Raw genomic sequence first — 18,108 nt, forward strand, 5'->3', positions numbered from 1 at the left:
CACACGGCCGACCCGATGCGGCCCGGGCCTGCTGCTACCGTCACAGCGAAGACGTACGACGCGACCGGTGGACCGATCGGAAGGTCGTACGGACGGATACGGGTGACGAGTCCTTCCGCGTACGGGGACGAGAGGTGGGCACAGGTGGCTAGGAGCAGCTCGGGATTCGTGGCCGGGCTCACCGTGGCGGCGATCGCCGTGGTCGGTTTCCTGGCCTACCAGGCGTCGGCGAACGTGCCCGACTCGCTGGGCAAGCCGCAGGCCAAGAAGTCGGCGCCGGTCACCACGTCCAAGGGGCCGCAGCAGAACAAGAAGAAGCCGGCGGTCCTGCCCGGCGGCTCCGGCACCGGCGAGCGGGTCGTGTACTCGATCGGCGACGACCGGGTGTGGCTGGTCGGCGCGGGCAACAAGGTGCAGCGCACCTTCAAGGTCACCCCGGGGACGGTGGACCCGCTGCCGGGCACGTACCCGGTGACCTCGCGGACCGCCTCCGGCCCCGGCTCGGACGGGACGCCGGTCGAGCACATCGTGCGGTTCGCGAGCAACGGGGGCGTGGTGATCGGCTTCAGCGCGGCGATCGACGGCTCGACGCCCAAGCCCGACACCTCGAAGAAGCTGGGCGGTATCCGCGAGTCCCGGGCGGACGGCACCGCGATGTGGGAGTTCGCGACGAGCGACCAGAAGGTCGTCGTCGTCAAGTAGCCCCGGGCTGCGCAGTACCGGGGCGGCTACGCGGCCCTGCGGTCCTTCTCGGGCCCCCGCGCCGCAGCCGGCACCTCGGGAGCCGGGTCCCGCGGCGGTGTCGAGACCGCCTTCGCGGCGGCGCACGACGCCAGCAGGTCCCGCATCGACACTCCGGCCGCCCCTGCCACCACGCGCGGCAGCGCCTCGTCTCGTTCTGAAGCCGACATGGACGCCTCCTGATGTCGCGGGGGCGGCATGGTTAGGTAGGCCTAACCATGGACTGATGTCCATGGGACCATGCCCGGCACCTGCGGCGCAAGATTTTCCCGACGCGTTGTCGGGACGTGGGGCATCAAGCGGCCCGGGACGGTGCGACCAGCGCAGACGGCCCGGAAGGGAACGACCGCCGGGACCGCACGCGGTGTCCCGGGGCTCAGGGCGGCGCCCGGTGACGGCTGTCAGGCCGACAGCACCGTCAGATCCACGGTCGCCCAGCGCCGTCCGACTCCGGTGACGGAGACGTGCCGCACCTCGTCGGTGGTGTCCCCGACGGCACGGTGGATGACCACGTGGAGCCGGTCGTCCGTGAGGTCCTCGACCTTGCCCTCGCCCCACTCCACGACGACCACGGACTCGGGCAGCGAGACGTCGAGGTCCAGGTCCTCCATCTCGTCGAGGCCGCCACCCAGGCGATACGCGTCCACGTGGACCAGCGGCGGTCCGTCCCCCAGGGACGGGTGCACCCGGGCGATCACGAAGGTCGGCGAGGTGACCGCGCCCCGCACTCCGAGCCCCTCGCCGAGCCCTCGGGTCAGCGTGGTCTTGCCCGCGCCCAGCTCGCCGTTCAGCATCACGAGGTCGCCGGCGCGCACCAGCTTGGCCAGGCGGCACCCCAGCTCCTGCATCTGTTCGGGGGAGGTGACGGTGAACTCGATGGTGACGCCCGGCATCGGGGCGTCAGCCGGGCTGTACGGTGCTGCTGCTTCCATAGCCACCCACGGTAGCCCCTGCCGGAACCGCTCCCGAGCGCATCAGGAGGTCGGCGAGGCGGTCGGTGACGACCTCCGGGTGCTCCAGCATCACCAGGTGCCCGGCGTCCGGCACCAGCACCAGTTCGGCGTCCGGCAGCAGACCGGCGATCGCCTCGCTGTGCTCGCTGGGCGTGACCAGGTCCTTGATGCCCGCGAGCACCAGCACGGGCATGTCCGCGAAGCAGGCCAGCGCGTTCGTCTTGTCGTGGTCGGCGAACGCGGGATAGAACTCGGCGACCACGTCGATCGGAGTGCTCTCGATCATCCGCTCGGCGAACCGGGCGACGGCCGGGTCGACGTCCCGCAAGGCGAACGAGTACCGCTTGATGATCCCCGCGAACAGGTCGGCGGTGGCCCTGCGCCCCCTCTCCACCAGCTCGGCCTGCTGCCCCAGCGCCTTGAGCACACCGGGGAGGATGCGCCGGACGGCGTTGACGCCCGCGACCGGCAGTCCGAAGTTGACCTCGCCGAGCCGCCCGGACGACGTGCCGACGAGTGCGACGCCGACGACCCGGTCGCGGATCAGTTCGGGGTACTGGTCGGCCAGGGCCATGATCGTCATGCCCCCCATGGAGTGGCCGACGAGCACGAGGGGTCCCTCGGGAGCGGCCGCGTCTATCACGGCCTTGAGGTCGCGCCCGAGCTGGTCGATGGTGAGGGGCGTGCCCTCGGCCTGGGCCATTCCCCGCGCCGAACGGCCGTGGCTGCGCTGGTCCCAGTGCACCGTGCGGACGACGCCGCGCAGCGCCGCGCGCTGGAAGTGCCAGGAGTCCTGGTTCAGGCAGTAGCCGTGGCTGAAGATGACGGTGACCGGGGCGGGGGTCTTGCGGCCGAAGAGCCGGCGGCGGCGGGGTGCGGGGCCGCCCTCCGGTTCGACGTCGTCGACCTCGTAGTACAGAGCGGTGCCGTCGTCCGCGTACGCCTTGCCCGGGGTGCCGCGGAGTGTGCCGTACGGTCCCGCGGAGTCGAGGGCGAGCCGCGCCTTGCGGCGCATACCGCGGCCGACCGTCATCCGCTCTATCGCGACTCCGGCGGCTGCGCCTGCCGCGACCACGCCTATCGCGGCGCCGGCGAGGCCGGCCACACGCCAGCTCCCGAAGCCAGAGGCAGTGGCGCCGGCGACGGCCTCCACGGCCTCGGCACTGCTCTCGCTCACGTCCCGCTTCCTCCCCGCCGGGGGCTCCGCCCGTCCGGCCTTCGGTTACCCAGGTTCACCCGTGTGGGCTACCCAACTTGTTCCGCATCCACATTCACGTAGACGCGGGGAACTCGGGTTCCGATCCGGGTCACGATTTCGTAAGCGATGGTTCCGGCCGCCTGCGCCCAGTCCTCGGCGGTGGGATCGCCGCGGTCGCCGGAGCCGAACAGGACGGCCTCCGTGCCGGGCGGGGGCTGATCGCCGCCCAGGTCCACCACGAACTGGTCCATGGCGATCCGGCCGGCGACCGTGCGCAGCTTGCCGTCGACGAGGACCGGTCCGGCGCCCGAGGCATGGCGCGGAATGCCGTCCGCATAGCCGACGGGGATCAGGCCGAGAGTCGTGGTGCCGGGAGTGGTGTACCGGTGTCCGTAGCTGACGCCGTGACCGCCGGGCACCTGCTTCACCAGGGCGAGCGAAGCCTTCAGCGTCATCACCGGGCGCAGCCCGAGGTCGGCCGGGGTGCCGAGCTCGGGGCTGGGCGAGAGACCGTAGATCGCGATGCCCGTGCGGACCAGGTCGAAGCGGGACTCGGGCAGGGTCAGCGCGGCGGGCGAGTTGGCGATGTGGCGCACCTCGGGCCGTACGCCCTGCTCCTCGGCGTACGCCACCATCTCGCGGAAGCGGGCGAGCTGGGACTGTACGGAGGGGTGCCCTGGCTCGTCCGCGCAGGCGAAGTGCGACCACAGTCCGACGACCGTGAGCAGACCGTCCGCCTGGGCCCGCAGGGCCTCGGCGACGAGTTCCGGCCAGTCGGCGGGCTGGCAGCCGTTGCGGCCGAGGCCGGTGTCGGCCTTGAGGTGGACGCGGGCGGGCGCGCCCGCGGCGGCGGCCGCCTCGCGCAGCTCCTCCAGCGCCCACATGCCGCTCACGGACACGTCGACGTCCGCCTCGATCGCACGGCGCCAGGGGCCGCCGGGGGTCCAGAGCCAGCACAGAACGCGCCCCGGCAGGCCGGCCTCACGCAGCGCGAACGCCTCTTCGGGCGTGGCGGTGCCGAGCCACTCGGCACCGGCTTCGAGCGCGGCGCGGGCGCACGGCACCGCCCCGTGGCCGTACGCGTCCGACTTCACCACGGCCATCAGGGCGGCGCCGGGCGCGAGGGCGCGCAGGGAACGGACGTTCGCCCGCAGGGCCCCCAGATCGATTTCGGCACAGGCACGCAGGGGTGCTGTCTCAGAACTTGTCATCGCGCCCCCAGTGTCTCAGAGGGGTCCGACGCGGCTGCGGCGCCGGTCCCGCCCGTGGCCTTCCGCGTACAGGGCCCGCGCCACCGCGGGTGCCGCGGGCGCGCACGCGATCAGCAAAACGCGGAGTCCGGCGGACGCCCGGGCGCCGCGCTGACAGGTCCCCCGTACGCAGCGCCGCGGCACCAAGAAAGGGGCGTGCCGCGCCTGTTCAGTCCCGTACGTCCCGCCATGCCTCCGGGAGCGCGTCCGCCACGTCATGGGCCCCGGCGGGGGCGCCGTCCGCCGCGTACCGGCCCGCGAGCCCGTGCAGATACGCCGCCACGCTTCCCGCGTCCCGCGTCGACAGGCCCGCGGCGAGCAGCGAGCCGGACAACCCGGACAGCACGTCCCCGCTGCCGGCGGTCGCGAGCCACGGAGTGCCGGTGGCGTTCACGCGCACCGGGCCGCCGCCGGGGTCCGCGACCAGCGTGGTGGACCCCTTGAGCAGCACGGTCGCCCCATAGCGCGACGCCAGCTCCCGCGCCGCCGTGAGCCGGGACCCCTCGACCTCCTCGCGCGAGACCCCGAGCAGCGCGGCGGCCTCACCGGCGTGCGGGGTCATCAGCGTCGGCGCACCCCGGCCGCGTACGGCGTCGCGGTCGGCCAGCCGCAGCCCGTCCGCGTCGACGAGCACCGGCACCTCCGCCTCCAGCACCTCCGCCACGGTCGCCGCGTCGTCCCCGGCGCCCGGCCCCACGACCCAGGCCTGCACCCGGCCGGCCTTCGCGGGCCCCCGTTCGGAGACCAGGGTCTCCGGGAAACGGGAGATCACCGCGCCCCCGGCGGGCCCCACATACCGCACGGCTCCCGCGCCGCCCCGCAGCGCCCCCGCCACGGCGAGCACGGCCGCCCCCGGGTAGCGCGCGGATCCGGCGGCGATCCCGACCACCCCGCGCCGGTACTTGTCGCTCTCGGCCTGCGGCAGCGGCAGCAGCGCCGCCACGTCCGCGTGCTGCAGCGCCTCCAGCTCGGGCTCCTCCGGCAAGGCGAGCCCGATGTCGACGAGCCGTACGGAACCGGCGTACTCCCGGGCCGGGTCGATGAGCAGGGCCGGCTTGTGGGTGCCGAACGTCACCGTCAGATCGGCCCGTACGGCGGGGCCGCGCACCTCGCCGGTGTCGGCCTCCACGCCGCTCGGCAGGTCGACGGCGACGATGGCCGCGCCGGACTCCCCGGCAAGTGCGGCCAGCCGTGCGGCGTCCGGCCTGAGGCCGCCCTTGCCGCCGATCCCGACGATTCCGTCGACGACGAGGTCGGCGTGCTCGATCAGTTCCTCGGCCGCCCCGGGCTGCGCCACGGACCCGCCCGCCCGGCGCAACGCCGCCAGCCCGCCGGGGTGTGCACGGTCGGGGGCGAGCAGCACGGCCGTGACCCCGGCGCCCCGCCGGGCGAGCCGGGCTCCGGCGTAGAGGGCATCACCGCCGTTGTCCCCGCTCCCCACCAGCAGCACGACGCGGCTGCCGTACACCCGGCCGAGCAAGTCCGCACAGGCGGCGGCCAGTCCGGCGGCGGCGCGCTGCATGAGCGCGCCTTTCGGAAGCCGCGCCATGAGCTCTCGTTCGGCTGTCCTTACGGTGTCGACGCTGTAAGCAGTACGCATGCGGTCGAGTCTGCCCCGGATGCGCACGGGTTGCCGCGATTTCGGCGTCAGCCCTCCGCGATCACCACGGCCGACGCCACCCCGGCGTCATGGCTGAGCGACACATGCCAGGACCGCACCCCCAACTCGGCCGCCCGCGCCGCCACGGTCCCGGTGACCCGCAGCCGGGGCTGGCCGCTGTCCTCGACGAACACCTCGGCGTCCGTCCAGTACAGGCCCCCCGGGGCGCCGAGGGCCTTGGCGAGCGCCTCCTTCGCGGCGAACCGGACCGCGAGCGAGGCGATACCCCGACGCTCGCCGCTGGGCAGCAACAACTCGCTCTCCTGGAACAGCCGTTCGGCCAGCCCTGGCGTACGCCGCAAGGACGCCGCGAACCGGTCGATCTCGGCCACGTCGATTCCGACCCCGATGATGCTCATGCCGAGCACCCTAAGGTCTGGGTGACTGCCTGCGTCCGACCGATCGACGGTGCGTGGATCCGGTCAGCCCACGGCGGACCCGGGACCCTCCGGGTCCTCACCGAACAGCTCCTCCGCCTGCGCGACGGTGCTGGCCCGGTCGAGCCACTGCTACAGATTTTCTAGTCATCTGTTGTCATCTCTGGTCGTCTATCTTTGGCCGGGTGAAGCTTTCGGAGTGGGCGCGTCAGCAGGGTGTGAGCTACCAGACGGCTTGGCGTTGGGTGAAGGACGGGAAGATGCCCGTTCCTGTCCGTCAGGCGCCGTCGGGGACGTGGCTGGTCGACGAGCCCGCTGCCCGGCTGTCCGGGCGTGTAGTGGCGTACTGCCGTGTGTCGTCCGCCGACCAGGAGGCGGATCTGGATCGGCAGGCTGCCCGCGTCGTGGCCGGTGCGAACCAGCAGGGTCTGGCCGTGGCCGAGGTCGTGAGGGAGGTGGGGTCCGGGCTGGACGGGCGGCGCCGCAAGCTGCACCGGCTCCTGGCGGATACCAGCGCGGCCGTGATCGTGGTCGAGCATCGCGACCGCCTCGCTCGGTTCGGCGTCGAGCACCTGGAAGCCGCCCTGTCGGCGTCCGGCCGGCGCCTGCTCGTCCTCGAGGCTTCCGAGACCACCGAGGACCTGGTGCGCGACATCACCGAGGTGCTGACCTGGATGTGCGCGCCCCTGTACGGGCGCCGGGCGGCGAAGAACCGTGCTGAACGCGCGGTGGCCGTGGCGGTGGGCGAGGCCGCGGAGTGAAGAAGTTCCAGCCGCAGCCCGGGTTCGTGGTGCAGGCGTTCCGATTCGCGCTGGATGCGAACGCCGCCCAACAGGCCGCGCTGGTCTCGCACTGCGGCGCGGCGCGTGCCGCGTACAACTGGGCGGTGGGCTGGGTGAGCGCCTCGTGGTGGCAGCGCAAGGCTGAGGAGACCTACGGCGTGCCCGAGGCCGGGCTGACGCAGTGGCGGCCCTGGTCGCTTCCCGCCCTGCGGAAGGCGTTCAACACCGCCAAGCACACCGACCCTAGGTTCGCCGGGTGGTGGGAGGAGAACTCCAAAGAGGCGTACAACACCGGCCTGGCCAACGCCTCGGTGGCGTTCGACAACTACGCCAAGTCCAAGCAGGGCAAGCGGCGCGGCAAGAAGGTCCAGATGCCCCGGTTCAAGTCGAAGCGGAAGGCGGTCTGGCGTGCCGATTCACCACCGGCACGATCCGTGTCGAGGGCGATGGCAGGCATGTGACGCTGCCGCGGCTGGGCACAATCCGCACCCACGAGCCCACGCACAAGCTCCTGACTCGCGTGCAGGCCGGGACCGCCCGGATCCTGTCGGCGACCGCGCGGCACGAGCGTGGCCGGTGGTTCGTCGCCTTCCAGGTGGAGGTGAAGCGGGACATCCAGCGCGTGGCCCGCCCAGGTGCGGCAGCCGGTGTCGATCTTGGAGTGAAGACGCTCGCCGTGATGGCCGACAGCCACGGAGAGATCCGCACCGTCCCCAACCCCCGGCACCTCGATGCCGCGCTGAAGCGGCTGCGCCGGGCATCCCGCGTCGTCTCCCGCCGCCGCGGCCCTGACCGCCGCACCGGACAGAAGGCGTCCAGGCGGTGGGAGAAGGCCAACGCGGCCCGCAACCGGGTACACCACCGGGTGGCAAACCTCCGTGCCTACGCCCTGCACAAGCTCACCACCGCCGTGGCCGCCGAGTACGGCACCGTCGTGGTCGAAGACCTCAACGTCGCCGGCATGCTCCGCAACCGGCACCTCGCCCGCCACATCGCCGACGCCGGATTCGGCGAGATCCGACGCCAGCTCACCTACAAAACCCGCCGGGATGGCTGCCGCATCGTGGCCGCCGACCGCTGGTTCCCCTCTTCCAAGACCTGTTCCGGCTGCGGCGCGGTGAAAGCCAAGCTGCCGCTGCACGTCCGGACCTACCGATGCGATGTCTGCGGCCTGGTCCTCGACCGGGACGAGAACGCGGCCCGCAATCTCGCCGCCCTCGCGGCAGCAGCAACTGGTACCGGAGTGGCCGGAGACCAGGACGCCCCTCGGGTGTCGAAGCCTCGTGGAGCCGACCACAAGACCCGCACCACCCGCCGCAGCCGCAAGGCCGGGGCGGGGCGGGCAGGTGGCGCACCCCTGCCGCACCAGCGGCAGACAGAAACGAGAGACCGTACTCACGCCGAAGCTCTCACGCTTTGGTGATGTGACGGACCTTCCGGGCAGGAATGCCCGGAAGGCCGAGACCTGACTACGGTCTCGGCAACGGTTGGACCCTCGGCATCTGCTGGGCTCATCGGGGCGATGGCCACCGTGTGGGGCCTCGTCGCCGGAATGGTCCTCGCCGACGAACTCATCGACCCTCAGCCGGAGTAGGACATCGTGATCGCCGTCCTCATCCCCGAGGCGCCGCTGGTTCTGGTGACTTGGGCGCTGTACAAGGCAGGCCATGTCCGACGCCGCTGACCGGGGTCGACGGTGAGCCTCGCTGTACCTAGCCATCCGCGACTAGAAGGCCCCGGCCAGGGCCACTCTCTCCTTCCCGGCCGGAGCCTTCAGCACCTTCGTCGAAGGACTAGAAGCTCACTCCACCGTCACCGACTTCGCCAGGTTGCGCGGCTGGTCCACCTCGTTCCCGCGGGCCGTTGCCAGCTCGCAGGCGAACACCTGCAACGGCACCGTCGCGACCAGCGGCTGAAGCAGCGTCGGTGTCACCGGGATGCGGATCAGATGGTCGGCGTACGGAGCCACCGCCTCGTCGCCCTCCTCCGCGATCACGATCGTGCGCGCACCCCTCGCCCGGATCTCCTGGATATTGGAGACGATCTTGTCGTGCAGGACCGAACGGCCGCTCGGCGAGGGTACGACCACGACGACCGGCAGGTCCTGCTCGATCAGTGCGATGGGCCCGTGCTTCAGCTCGCCCGCCGCGAATCCCTCGGCGTGCATGTAGGCCAGTTCCTTGAGCTTGAGGGCGCCTTCGAGGGCCACCGGGTAGCCGACGTGCCGGCCCAGGAACAGCACGGTGTTCTTGCCCGCGAGCGAGCGTGCGAGCTCCCGTACCGGTTCCATGGTCTCGAGGACCTTCTCCACCTGGCGGGAGATCTGCGACAGGTCGCGGATGACCACGTGGATCTCGTCGCCCCACTTGGTGCCGCGCACCTGGCCCAGGTAGAGGGCCACCAGGTAGCAGGCGACGAGCTGGGTCAGGAACGCCTTGGTGGAGGCGACCGCGACCTCCGGACCCGCGTGCGTGTACAGCACGGCGTCCGACTCCCGGGGGATCGTCGAGCCGTTGGTGTTGCAGATGGCCAGCACCTTGGAGCCCTGCTCGCGGGCGTGCCGCAGCGCCATCAGCGTGTCCATCGTCTCGCCGGACTGGGAGATGGCGATGACCAGCGTGCGCGGGTCGAGGATCGGGTCGCGGTAGCGGAACTCGCTGGCCAGCTCCACCTCGCAGGGGATCCGGGTCCAGTGCTCGATGGCGTACTTGGCGATCATCCCGGCGTGGAAGGCCGTACCGCACGCCACGACGACGATCTTGTCGACCTCGCGCAGTTCCGCGGTGGAGATCCGCACCTCGTCCAGCCTTAGCGAACCTGCGGTGTCGATCCGGCCCAGCAGCGTGTCGGCGACCGCTTTCGGCTGCTCGGCGATCTCCTTGAGCATGAAGTAGTCGTAGCCGCCCTTCTCGGCGGCCGAGGCGTCCCAGTCGACGTGGTACGAGCGCACGTCGGCGGGCCGGCCGTCGAAGCCGGTGACCGTCACGCCGTCCCGGCGCAGCTCCACCACCTGGTCCTGGCCCAGTTCGATCGCCGACCGGGTGTGGGCGATGAAGGCCGCCACGTCCGAGGCGAGGAAGGCCTCGCCCTTCCCGACACCCACCACGAGCGGCGAGTTCCGGCGCGCGCCGACGACCACATCCGGCTCGTCGGCGTGCACCGCGACCAGCGTGAACGCACCCTCCAGCCGCTGGCACACCAGCCGCATCGCCTCCGCGAGGTCCGCGGTCGCGGAGAACTCCTCCGCCAGCAGATGCGCGACCACCTCGGTGTCCGTCTCCGAGCCGAGCGCGTGGCCCCGCTCCTCCAGCTCGGACCGCAGGAGCGCGAAGTTCTCGATGATCCCGTTGTGGACGACGGCGACGCGGCCCGCGTTGTCGAGGTGCGGATGGGCGTTGGCGTCGGTCGGAGCGCCGTGGGTGGCCCAGCGGGTGTGCCCGAGGCCCGTGGTGCCGGTCGGCAGCGGCCGGTCGACCAGTTCCTTCTCCAGGTTGACCAGCTTCCCCGCCTTCTTGGCGGCGGCCAGGCCCCCGTCCGCGAGCACGGCGACGCCCGCCGAGTCGTAACCCCGGTACTCAAGCCGCTTCAGTCCCGCCACGACAACGTCGAGAGCCGACTGCGGTCCCACGTATCCCACAATTCCGCACATGTGCCGCAGCCTACGGTCCGAGTGGCGCCCGGACCTCCCGGAACTTGCCCGAAATCGGAAATTCCCACCGGGGTACGAACGCTCGGGCGGGAACTGCGGCCGGCCGCGCTCGGCGAGCCACGGTTTCGAACACAGGTTTGTTCCGATCGGTCGTGGGCCGGCACGTATGCGTGGAGCCCATGCGGCATGACCACGCCCGGCCTACGCGACGCCTTCGCCGGGCGCCCGCGCGAGCCCACCGGCTCTGGCGGACAAGTGAAAGCCCCGCCCTGTACTGCTGTACCAGGGCGGGGCTTTCACTGGACCGGACTCGCCGCTCACTGCCTGACGGTGAAGTACTGCCAGGCGCCCCAGGTGGTGAGGTTGGTGTTGTCCTTGCTGCTGTGGACGTACTCCGCAGCCACGCGGAACCTGCTGTTGACGGCCTTGGTGAGGGACATCTGCTGGTGGCCGGTGCTGGTGGAACTGAGGGAGGAGCAGGGGGTGGTGCTCTGCGTGTGCCAGGCGCCGCTGTAGTACCGCTGCACGCGGAAGACGACGCACTGGCCGGCCTTGTTCGGTGAGACGGTGACGGCGAGTTGCTCCTTGGCCGTGTGGTGGTACACCCGGTAGAGGGTGCTGCCGTAGTGCGTGTTCGTGTAGTAACCGGACAGTTTCTCCGAGATCCCCACAGAGGTGTGCACGCTTCGGGCGACGGTCTTCGGGGCGTAGCGGTAGTCGCCGGCGAACACCACGCTGAACGTGGTGTTGCGAGTGAGTTTGTAAGACCCCGTCAAGTTGCCGTGGGAGTCCACCGTGCCCGACTTCACCAGGACCGTCTTGCCGCCGTACGGCTGGGCGTAGATCGCCACCGCACGCAGGTTGTTGGTCGTGCCCAGGTGGGCGGTGACCTTCCCGTACTGGCCGTACTTGTACGTCGAGTGGTCGGTGGCGATGGTCAGGGACGTCGAGGCCCGGGAGACCTGGACGGTGGCGTTGCGGCTGCTCGGCTTGTGTGAAATATCGCCGTTGTAGGCCACCTTGTAGGTGTTGGCGCCGCCGACCTGCGGGGTGTCCGAGAAGCTGAACGAACCGTCCGCGGCGACCTTCGCGTCGGCGAGTGCGACACCGGACGAGTGGGCGAGGTCGGTCTTCGTCACCTTGACGACCCCACCGGCGGCGAAGGGCGAGCCGGAGAGCTTCCCGGACACGGTAAGTGCGCGCGCGCGGGTCGCCGTGGCCGGAGCCGTCAGAGTGACCGAGGTGGTCAGCTTGGACACCTGGACGAGACTCGCAGCGCTTGCCGTCTCGTGGGTCGCGTCCCCCGCGTAACCGGCAGCGTAGGTGTAGGTGCCCTCCGCCGGCGGAATGTCGCTGAACGTGAAGGAGCCGTTCGTCGCCGTCGTCGCATCCCTCAGTGCCGCTCCGTTCCGCGTGATGTGCACGACCTGACCCGCGGGAAGCGCCGCGGACGACGTCAGCGTGCCGCCGACGGTCAACGGCCGGCCCGGGACACCCGTGCTCGGGGCGGTGAGGTTGAGCGAGGTTGCCGCCTTGGGTTGCGGTGCCGTAGGCGCCTCGCTGACGACCAGGCCGCTTACGGTCTGCGCGTCAGCACTGTCGCCCGTGGCGCCGGAGAAGGCGACGAGTGCGCTGGAGGTCAGCTTCGGTGTTGCGTCCAGTACCTGCGTCCCGTCGACCCAGACGTACACATGGCCGGCGTCGACCTGGACGTCCACCTGGTGCGTGCCCTGGCGCAGGGAGGTGCTGAGTTTCGCCACCGACTGGTAGTCGATCGCCGATGAGTTCGCTGAGCTGTAGCCGACACCCACGAAGTTCATCGTTCGCAGCGTGCTGTTCCAGGCGGTGTCGAGCGCGATCACCACGCCCGGCCGCCCCGCGATGCCGAGGCCGCCGCCGGCCGCGCCCAGTGCCGAGGCGGAGTTCTGGGCGGGGTCGAGGAGGGAGAGCGTCATGCCGTTCCCGTCGCTACCAGGGCCGAACTTCGCGGTGAAGGTGGCCCGCAGGCCCTCGGTGCGCAGCGGCTTGGTGTACACCACCGTGCCCGCCTGGTTGCCGGTGGCCGGGGTCAGCTGGACGCTGCCGTCGTCGGCCGGCACCGCCGAGCCGTTGGCCTGCCACAGCCCGTCCTTGGCCGAGGTGCTCGTGGCGGTACCGGTGCCGGTGCCCTTGATCGACACGTACATGGCGCCCTGGGCGGTTCCGTTCGCGTCGACGCCGGTTCCGGTGACCTCGTAGAAGGCGCTCAGATCCGCGGCCGAGCGCGGAGTGAACGTCACGCTCTGCACGGCGGTCTGTTCGGGACCGATGACCAGGCCCTCGGACAGCTGCATCGGGCTGTTGAAGTCACCCGTCGGCGCCTTGGCCTTGGTCACGGTCACCGGGATGTTGCCGGTGTTGGTGATGGTGAACGAGAGCGACTTCGAGCTGCCGATCGGGACCGAACCGAAGTCCAGCGAGCTCGTGGAGAACTCCAGGTGCCCCTGTCCCGTGATGGCCGTTCCGTTGACCGGCACGCTCAGAGTGTGCGCGGCGCCGCCGCTGCTGCTGCTGACGACGAGTGCGTCGCTGTCATCCTGGCTGCCGACCGGCCTGTAGGTGACCGAGAGCACGAACGAACCACCGGCTGGGACGAGCGTGCCCGCGCTCGGCAGGCCCGAGGCGGCGAACGAGCCGGTGGGCGGGGCGATCGAGTCGATCGACTCCGCTTCGGTACCGGTGTTGGTGATCTGCAGGTTCAGCGTCGAGGTGCTGCCGGTGGGCACTTCCCCGAAGTCCATGGCGCCTGGTGCCGCCCCGAGACCGGGCCTGGTGCCGACGCCGTGGAGTGCGAAGACCAGCTTCTGGCCGTCCGACAGATTCGCTGTCAGTGTGCCGTTGATGCCGCCGGTGGTCGTGGGAGCGAAGCTGATCGGTACATCCAGCGTGGCATCCTTCGCCAGCGCCGTGGGCTGCTCAGGCGTGGGCACGGCGGACGGGTCGACCGAGAACGCGTTGGAGGCCTTGAGGCCGGTGATACTGACGTCCTGCGTGGCTGTCAGCTTCATGTCGGCCGAGTTGCTGCTGCCCACACCGATCTGGCCGAAGTCGAGAGAGGCCGCGGTCAGGGCGGTCCTGGCCGGGCTGCCGAAACCATAGAGCACACCGTCGCGGGTGCCGACGTAGACCTTGCCGTTGTTGGCGGTCGGAGTGCTGAACTTCGTTGCCGTGCCGATCGGTGCGGACCACAGCAGCTGCAGCAGGCCGTTGCCGTCCGGGGTGGGGCTGTAGGCGCGCAGGGTGCCGTTGGCCCCGGAAGCGTTGCTCGCGGAGACCACCCACACCAGGGCGCTGGAATCGTCCCTGCCGTTGGACGTGACGAGGGGAGAGCCGCTGGTGTAGCCGAAGGTGTCCTGACTCTGGCCGGTGAGGGTGAGCGCGGGCGTGCCGCCGTTGCGTACGCCGTACTTGAGTGCGCGCAGAGGTCCGTAGTTGCCGACGACATAGACATAGCCGCCGTCACCGCCCCAGAACGCGGGATGCCCCCACATTCCCTGGTAGGGGCCGGACACGCCTACCGCAGCGTCGCCGCCCGAGCCTCCCTGGCCCATGCCGCCGAGGTTGTCGCGGTCGAGCAGGAACACCCGGCCGTCCTTGCCCTGCTGGACCAGCAGGTGGGGGTGCTCGCTGGTGCCGAAGCCGTCCGGCAGTGCCATCGGGGCGCCCGAGGAGATGTCCTGGTCGTTCAGGTCCAGGGTGGAGGCGTTGCTCGGGCTGAAGAAGTCAGCCGTACTGAGGCTGTTGTCCGCGTTGACCTGGAGGCGGACGACGGACTCGGCCAGGGTTCCCTGCACGGTCTTGCCCGACCCAGGGGCCGGGCTGATGCCGTTTCCGGTGCTGAAGAAGATCCGGCCGGAACCGTCGGAGACCAGGCCGCCGCCCGCCTGCCAGATGCCGGCGCCACCCGTGCCGGCACCGGTCACCGAGGCCCACATCGAGGTGATGTGGTGTTCGGTGGTGCTCACGCCGACCACGTATCCACGGTACGGCCATGCGTCGCAGTGGCCGCCGAAGCCCGCGTAGACAACACCGTCCATCAGCAGCAGGCCGGGGCGCTGCTGCTCGTAGTAGGCGTCGAAACTGTTGCTCGGGTCATTGCTCGGGCTCCCGCTGATGGTGACCGGCCACCCCGAGAGCTCGGTTCCTGATGTCGGGTCCACCGCATGCATCAGCCACTTCGGATGGCGGTGCGTGGACGTCCCGTCGTCCACCTTGGTCGTGAAGTAGAGGGCATGGGTGGCGGGATCGTAGACGGGGGTCGCGGTCGCCCCCACATTGGGCACCAGGTCACCGCAGCCGATCGCGGAGGCCGGCCACGCCGGTCCGTAGTTCTTGCTCCACTTGATCGCCCCGGTGGTGCGGTCGAGGCCGTACACCGTGTTGCTCTCGGTGACCGCGATCACCTGGTCACCCAGCACCAGCGGCTGGGCGTATATCTGCCCGTCCAACTTGGTGGCGAAGAGCTGGCCGAAGGCAGACGACTGGACAACCGCCGGGGAGAGCCCGGCTTCGTTCTGGTCCCAGTTGGTGCGCAAGTTCTCGACGCCCTGCGTGGTCTGGTCGGCCTGGGCCGAAGGTATCGCCGGACCGATCAACGTTCCGATGAGTGCCGCACCAGCCACAGCTGCCATGGCGAACAGCCGTCTGTGTCGCCGCTCGCGATTGCGCCCGCGGCGTGCGGACGCAAAAAACCCGGCCAAACCGGACCCCCTCCGATATTCGCGCCCGGAGTGGTCACAGGCACGACACAAACGTGAAGAACAAGTGGTTGTTCATACCATCGAATGGCCGATTACCACACCACTTGCGCACACTTCGATCTAAGATCGTCATCTCTCGCGGTGCGAGCGCAGGAATCCCGCGATGGCGAGGCCCCCGCCTGAGCCAGACGCAGTCGCGAGATCGGCCCTCGACACCGGCCCGACCTGCCTTCCGCCACGTGAGCAGAAGAGCGGGGCCCGAAGGACCGCTGCTTCTTCTCCAGCAGCTCGGCCGTGATCGCTTACGGATCCCTGGCGCCCACGTGACGCACCCCACCCACAGTCCAGTTCAAACTCCGTTAACAATGGACTGTGATCTCTCCGGTCTCCTCGATGCCCCGGAGCGCCCACCGGCCCAAGCCGGAGGCGACTCCCTACGTCGACCTCACCCGTGCCGAGTGGAGCGCGCTGCGCGACAAGACGCCGCTGCCGCTGACCGCCGAGGAGGTCGAGAAGCTGCGCGGTCTGGGCGACGTCATCGACCTCGACGAGGTGCGGGACATCTACCTGCCGCTGTCCCGGCTGCTCAACCTCTACGTGGGCGCCACGGACGGCCTCAGAGGTGCCCTGAACACCTTCCTCGGTGAGCAGGGCTCCCAGTCCGGTACCCCGTTCGTGATAGGCGTGGCGGGTTCCGTGGCGGTCGGCAAGTCGACCGTCGCCCGCCTGCTCCAGGCCCTGCTCTCCCGGTGGCCCGAACACCCGCGCGTGGAACTCGTCACCACCGACGGCTTCCTGCTGCCCACCAAGGAACTCCAGGCCCGTGGGCTCATGTCGCGCAAGGGCTTCCCCGAGTCGTACGACCGCCGGGCGCTGACCCGTTTCGTCGCCGACATCAAGGCCGGCAAGGACGAGGTGACGGCCCCGGTCTACTCCCACCTGATCTACGACATCGTCCCCGGCCAGAAGCTGACCGTCCGCCGCCCGGACATCCTCATCGTCGAGGGCCTCAACGTGCTCCAGCCCGCCCTCCCCGGCAAGGACGGCCGCACCCGCGTCGCCCTCGCGGACTACTTCGACTTCAGCGTGTACGTCGACGCCCGCACCGAGGACATCGAGAGCTGGTACCTCAACCGGTTCCGGAAACTGCGTCAGACGGCCTTCCAGGACCCGTCGTCGTACTTCCGCAAGTACACCCAGGTCGCCGAGGAGGAGGCCCTCGACTACGCCCGCACCATGTGGCGGACCATCAACAGGCCGAACCTGGTGGAGAACGTCGCTCCCACGCGCGGCCGCGCGACCCTGGTGCTGCGCAAGGGCCCGGACCACAAGGTGCAGCGGCTCAGCCTGCGCAAGCTTTGAAGGCTCCCCCGTCTGAAGGCGGGGGGTTCCCGTCCGGCCTTGCGGCCGGACGCCCCTTGCGGGGCGCCTTCGGGCGTGTGTGGGGATTCCAGGCTCAGGCAGCCTTCCGGGCCGGCGGCCCGGAAGGTCTTACGCCCTCAGCACCTGCCGGGCACCAACCCGCCCGGACCAGCATCACGAACGCGGAATTCTTGTCCCGAGGGCGCACGGCTCCGCATCGCGTGCAGGTATACGTTCGCTCCCAGAGAAGCAGCGCGTGCTTGGTTCTCGCTCCGCAGTCTGCGCACTCCATCGTGGTGTGCGCGGGATGCACCAGGCGCACATCCCGCCCATGCTTGCGGCCCATCTCGATCAGGGCGCGCTTGGTTGCCGAGATAGCGGCGTCGGCCGCCTTCTCGGCCATGGTGGTCTTCGCGAGGAACTTCGGGCGGAAGTCTTCCACCGCGATCCGGTCATGGTCGCAGACCACGGACTTGGCCCACTTGCGGCCGGTGTCCTGACGCTGCCCGGCGACCTTGGCGTACGCCTTCGCGCGCAGCTTCTTCGCCTCGCGGTAGCCCTTCGAGGCGGCCTGCCCCTTGGCCGGTCGGCGTCGGGCCATCATCCGGTCATAGCGCGAGAGCTTCGCCTGGGCCTTCTTCCCATGCTGGGCGTGGGGAAGGTCGTAATCGTCGCTCGTGGTGGTCGCACTCTCCTTGACGCCCCAGTCGATCCCGATCACGCGGCCGGTCTCTGGCAGGTGCTCAGTGGTGGCGGCGGTCACGAAGGACGCATACCAATGCCCGATACTGTCGCGGTACACGCGCACCGAGGACGGCGCCTTGGGCAGCCGGCGCGACCACACCACCGTCAGCACGATCCCGCCCGCCAGGTACAGGCGCCCGTCCTTGAAACGGAACCCACGCCGGGTGTAGTTCAACGACGGATCGGCCTCCCGCTTCTTCTTCCAGCGGGGCATCCCCGCACGCTGCCGCATCGGCAGCCGGGCCTTGATGTCCCCCAGCGCCTTCGCCCGCGATGTCGCGAAGTCGCGTATGACCTGCTGCTGCGGCACGCTCGTGCCCTGCGCGAGCCACGGCGTCACCCGACGCGCCTGGGTCAGCATCTTGTCGAGCTGCGCTGGACCACACGTCAGCTTGTCCGCGGAACGCACCTTGTTGTGCAGGTACACGGCCTTGGACTTGGCCACGCACTCGTTCCAGATCCAGCGGCACCGGTCCCACTCCGCTTCGAGCGCAGCCCGCGCGCCGGCGGACACACGAAGACGATACGTGTACCGGGCATGCCCGGCATCCCCATCCGTCGTCGCGTCCGTCGTCATGAACCCGAATCTATCCGGGAGGACTGACAGTTGAGAGCTCTTGATCAAAGCGGGCCTACTCACCCCGCCCCGTGGT

Annotated in this window: 14 protein-coding genes; 5 read left to right on the forward strand and 9 right to left on the reverse strand. The window is 70.3% G+C overall.

The features are described 5' to 3' along the window. Nucleotides 1-144 precede the first annotated feature (144 nt). A complete protein-coding gene (locus ACQEXA_RS23730; RefSeq protein WP_432931534.1) occupies nucleotides 145-702 on the forward strand; it encodes a hypothetical protein in 558 nt (185 codons plus the stop codon). Between the two features lie 26 nt (nucleotides 703-728). On the opposite strand, the gene ACQEXA_RS23735 is transcribed toward ACQEXA_RS23730, so the two are convergent. From ACQEXA_RS23735 to ACQEXA_RS23760, 6 genes are all read right to left on the reverse strand, one after another. Beyond that, on the reverse strand, nucleotides 729-911 hold the full coding sequence (locus ACQEXA_RS23735) for a hypothetical protein (RefSeq protein ID WP_432931532.1): 183 nt from the start codon (nucleotides 909-911) through the stop codon (nucleotides 729-731). Nucleotides 912-1,142: 231 nt separating this feature from the next. Next, a complete protein-coding gene (tsaE, locus tag ACQEXA_RS23740; RefSeq protein ID WP_433130964.1) occupies nucleotides 1,143-1,673 on the reverse strand; it encodes a tRNA (adenosine(37)-N6)-threonylcarbamoyltransferase complex ATPase subunit type 1 TsaE in 531 nt (176 codons plus the stop codon). Then, entirely contained in the window at nucleotides 1,642-2,871 is a 1,230-nt protein-coding gene (locus tag ACQEXA_RS23745; RefSeq protein ID WP_432931528.1) for an alpha/beta fold hydrolase, read from the reverse strand. The genes tsaE and ACQEXA_RS23745 overlap by 32 nt, the downstream gene beginning before the upstream one ends. Before the next feature lie 68 nt (nucleotides 2,872-2,939). Then, nucleotides 2,940-4,103, reverse strand: coding sequence for an alanine racemase (alr, locus tag ACQEXA_RS23750; protein ID WP_432931526.1), 1,164 nt, complete (start codon nucleotides 4,101-4,103; stop codon nucleotides 2,940-2,942). A gap of 208 nt (nucleotides 4,104-4,311) precedes the next feature. Continuing rightward, entirely contained in the window at nucleotides 4,312-5,742 is a 1,431-nt protein-coding gene (locus tag ACQEXA_RS23755) for an NAD(P)H-hydrate dehydratase (RefSeq protein WP_432931524.1), read from the reverse strand. A gap of 47 nt (nucleotides 5,743-5,789) precedes the next feature. Next, on the reverse strand, nucleotides 5,790-6,161 hold the full coding sequence (locus ACQEXA_RS23760; protein ID WP_432931522.1) for a holo-ACP synthase: 372 nt from the start codon (nucleotides 6,159-6,161) through the stop codon (nucleotides 5,790-5,792). Between the two features lie 203 nt (nucleotides 6,162-6,364). On the opposite strand from ACQEXA_RS23760, the gene ACQEXA_RS23765 reads away from it, so the two are divergent. From ACQEXA_RS23765 to ACQEXA_RS23775, 3 genes are read left to right on the forward strand one after another with little or no spacing between them, the layout of a single operon-like run. Further along, nucleotides 6,365-6,940 carry an IS607 family transposase gene (locus ACQEXA_RS23765; protein ID WP_432936871.1) on the forward strand — a complete coding sequence of 192 codons (576 nt, stop codon included), beginning with the start codon at nucleotides 6,365-6,367 and terminating at the stop codon, nucleotides 6,938-6,940. Continuing rightward, nucleotides 6,937-7,422 (forward strand): helix-turn-helix domain-containing protein, encoded by a 486-nt coding sequence (locus tag ACQEXA_RS23770; protein ID WP_432936869.1) that lies wholly within the window; start codon nucleotides 6,937-6,939, stop codon nucleotides 7,420-7,422. Before ACQEXA_RS23765 ends, ACQEXA_RS23770 begins: the two co-directional genes overlap by 4 nt. After that, on the forward strand, nucleotides 7,419-8,384 hold the full coding sequence (locus ACQEXA_RS23775) for an RNA-guided endonuclease TnpB family protein (protein ID WP_433130966.1): 966 nt from the start codon (nucleotides 7,419-7,421) through the stop codon (nucleotides 8,382-8,384). Before ACQEXA_RS23770 ends, ACQEXA_RS23775 begins: the two co-directional genes overlap by 4 nt. Nucleotides 8,385-8,762: 378 nt before the next feature. Here the strand turns inward: ACQEXA_RS23775 and glmS are convergent, their stop codons facing one another. Both glmS and ACQEXA_RS23785 read right to left on the reverse strand, forming a co-directional pair. Next, nucleotides 8,763-10,610 (reverse strand): glutamine--fructose-6-phosphate transaminase (isomerizing), encoded by a 1,848-nt coding sequence (gene glmS / locus ACQEXA_RS23780; RefSeq protein ID WP_432931514.1) that lies wholly within the window; start codon nucleotides 10,608-10,610, stop codon nucleotides 8,763-8,765. A gap of 317 nt (nucleotides 10,611-10,927) precedes the next feature. Further along, on the reverse strand, nucleotides 10,928-15,280 hold the full coding sequence (locus ACQEXA_RS23785; protein WP_432931512.1) for an Ig-like domain-containing protein: 4,353 nt from the start codon (nucleotides 15,278-15,280) through the stop codon (nucleotides 10,928-10,930). 462 nt (nucleotides 15,281-15,742) lie between these two features. On the opposite strand from ACQEXA_RS23785, the gene coaA reads away from it, so the two are divergent. Further along, the gene (gene coaA, locus ACQEXA_RS23790) at nucleotides 15,743-16,711 is read left to right on the forward strand and encodes a type I pantothenate kinase (RefSeq protein WP_433134604.1); all 969 of its coding nucleotides are present in this window, start codon (nucleotides 15,743-15,745) and stop codon (nucleotides 16,709-16,711) included. A 94-nt stretch (nucleotides 16,712-16,805) separates the two neighbouring features. Here coaA and ACQEXA_RS23795 read toward each other — a convergent pair whose 3' ends face one another. Then, on the reverse strand, nucleotides 16,806-18,032 hold the full coding sequence (locus ACQEXA_RS23795) for an RNA-guided endonuclease InsQ/TnpB family protein (protein ID WP_433130968.1): 1,227 nt from the start codon (nucleotides 18,030-18,032) through the stop codon (nucleotides 16,806-16,808). Nucleotides 18,033-18,108 lie beyond the last annotated feature (76 nt).

Source organism: Streptomyces sp. CA-106110 (assembly GCF_050936285.1).
Classification (GTDB): Bacteria; Actinomycetota; Actinomycetes; order Streptomycetales; family Streptomycetaceae; genus Streptomyces.

Coding starts and splice junctions, on each gene's coding strand:
- ACQEXA_RS23795 (WP_433130968.1), bottom strand. CDS start 18,032: ATGACGACGGACGCGACGACGGATGGGGATGCCGGGCATGCCCGGTAC.
- ACQEXA_RS23760 (WP_432931522.1), bottom strand. CDS start 6,161: ATGAGCATCATCGGGGTCGGAATCGACGTGGCCGAGATCGACCGGTTC.
- ACQEXA_RS23755 (WP_432931524.1), bottom strand. CDS start 5,742: ATGCGTACTGCTTACAGCGTCGACACCGTAAGGACAGCCGAACGAGAG.
- tsaE (WP_433130964.1), bottom strand. CDS start 1,673: ATGGAAGCAGCAGCACCGTACAGCCCGGCTGACGCCCCGATGCCGGGC.
- alr (WP_432931526.1), bottom strand. CDS start 4,103: ATGACAAGTTCTGAGACAGCACCCCTGCGTGCCTGTGCCGAAATCGAT.
- ACQEXA_RS23785 (WP_432931512.1), bottom strand. CDS start 15,280: ATGGCAGCTGTGGCTGGTGCGGCACTCATCGGAACGTTGATCGGTCCG.
- glmS (WP_432931514.1), bottom strand. CDS start 10,610: ATGTGCGGAATTGTGGGATACGTGGGACCGCAGTCGGCTCTCGACGTT.
- ACQEXA_RS23735 (WP_432931532.1), bottom strand. CDS start 911: ATGTCGGCTTCAGAACGAGACGAGGCGCTGCCGCGCGTGGTGGCAGGG.
- coaA (WP_433134604.1), top strand. CDS start 15,743: ATGCCCCGGAGCGCCCACCGGCCCAAGCCGGAGGCGACTCCCTACGTC.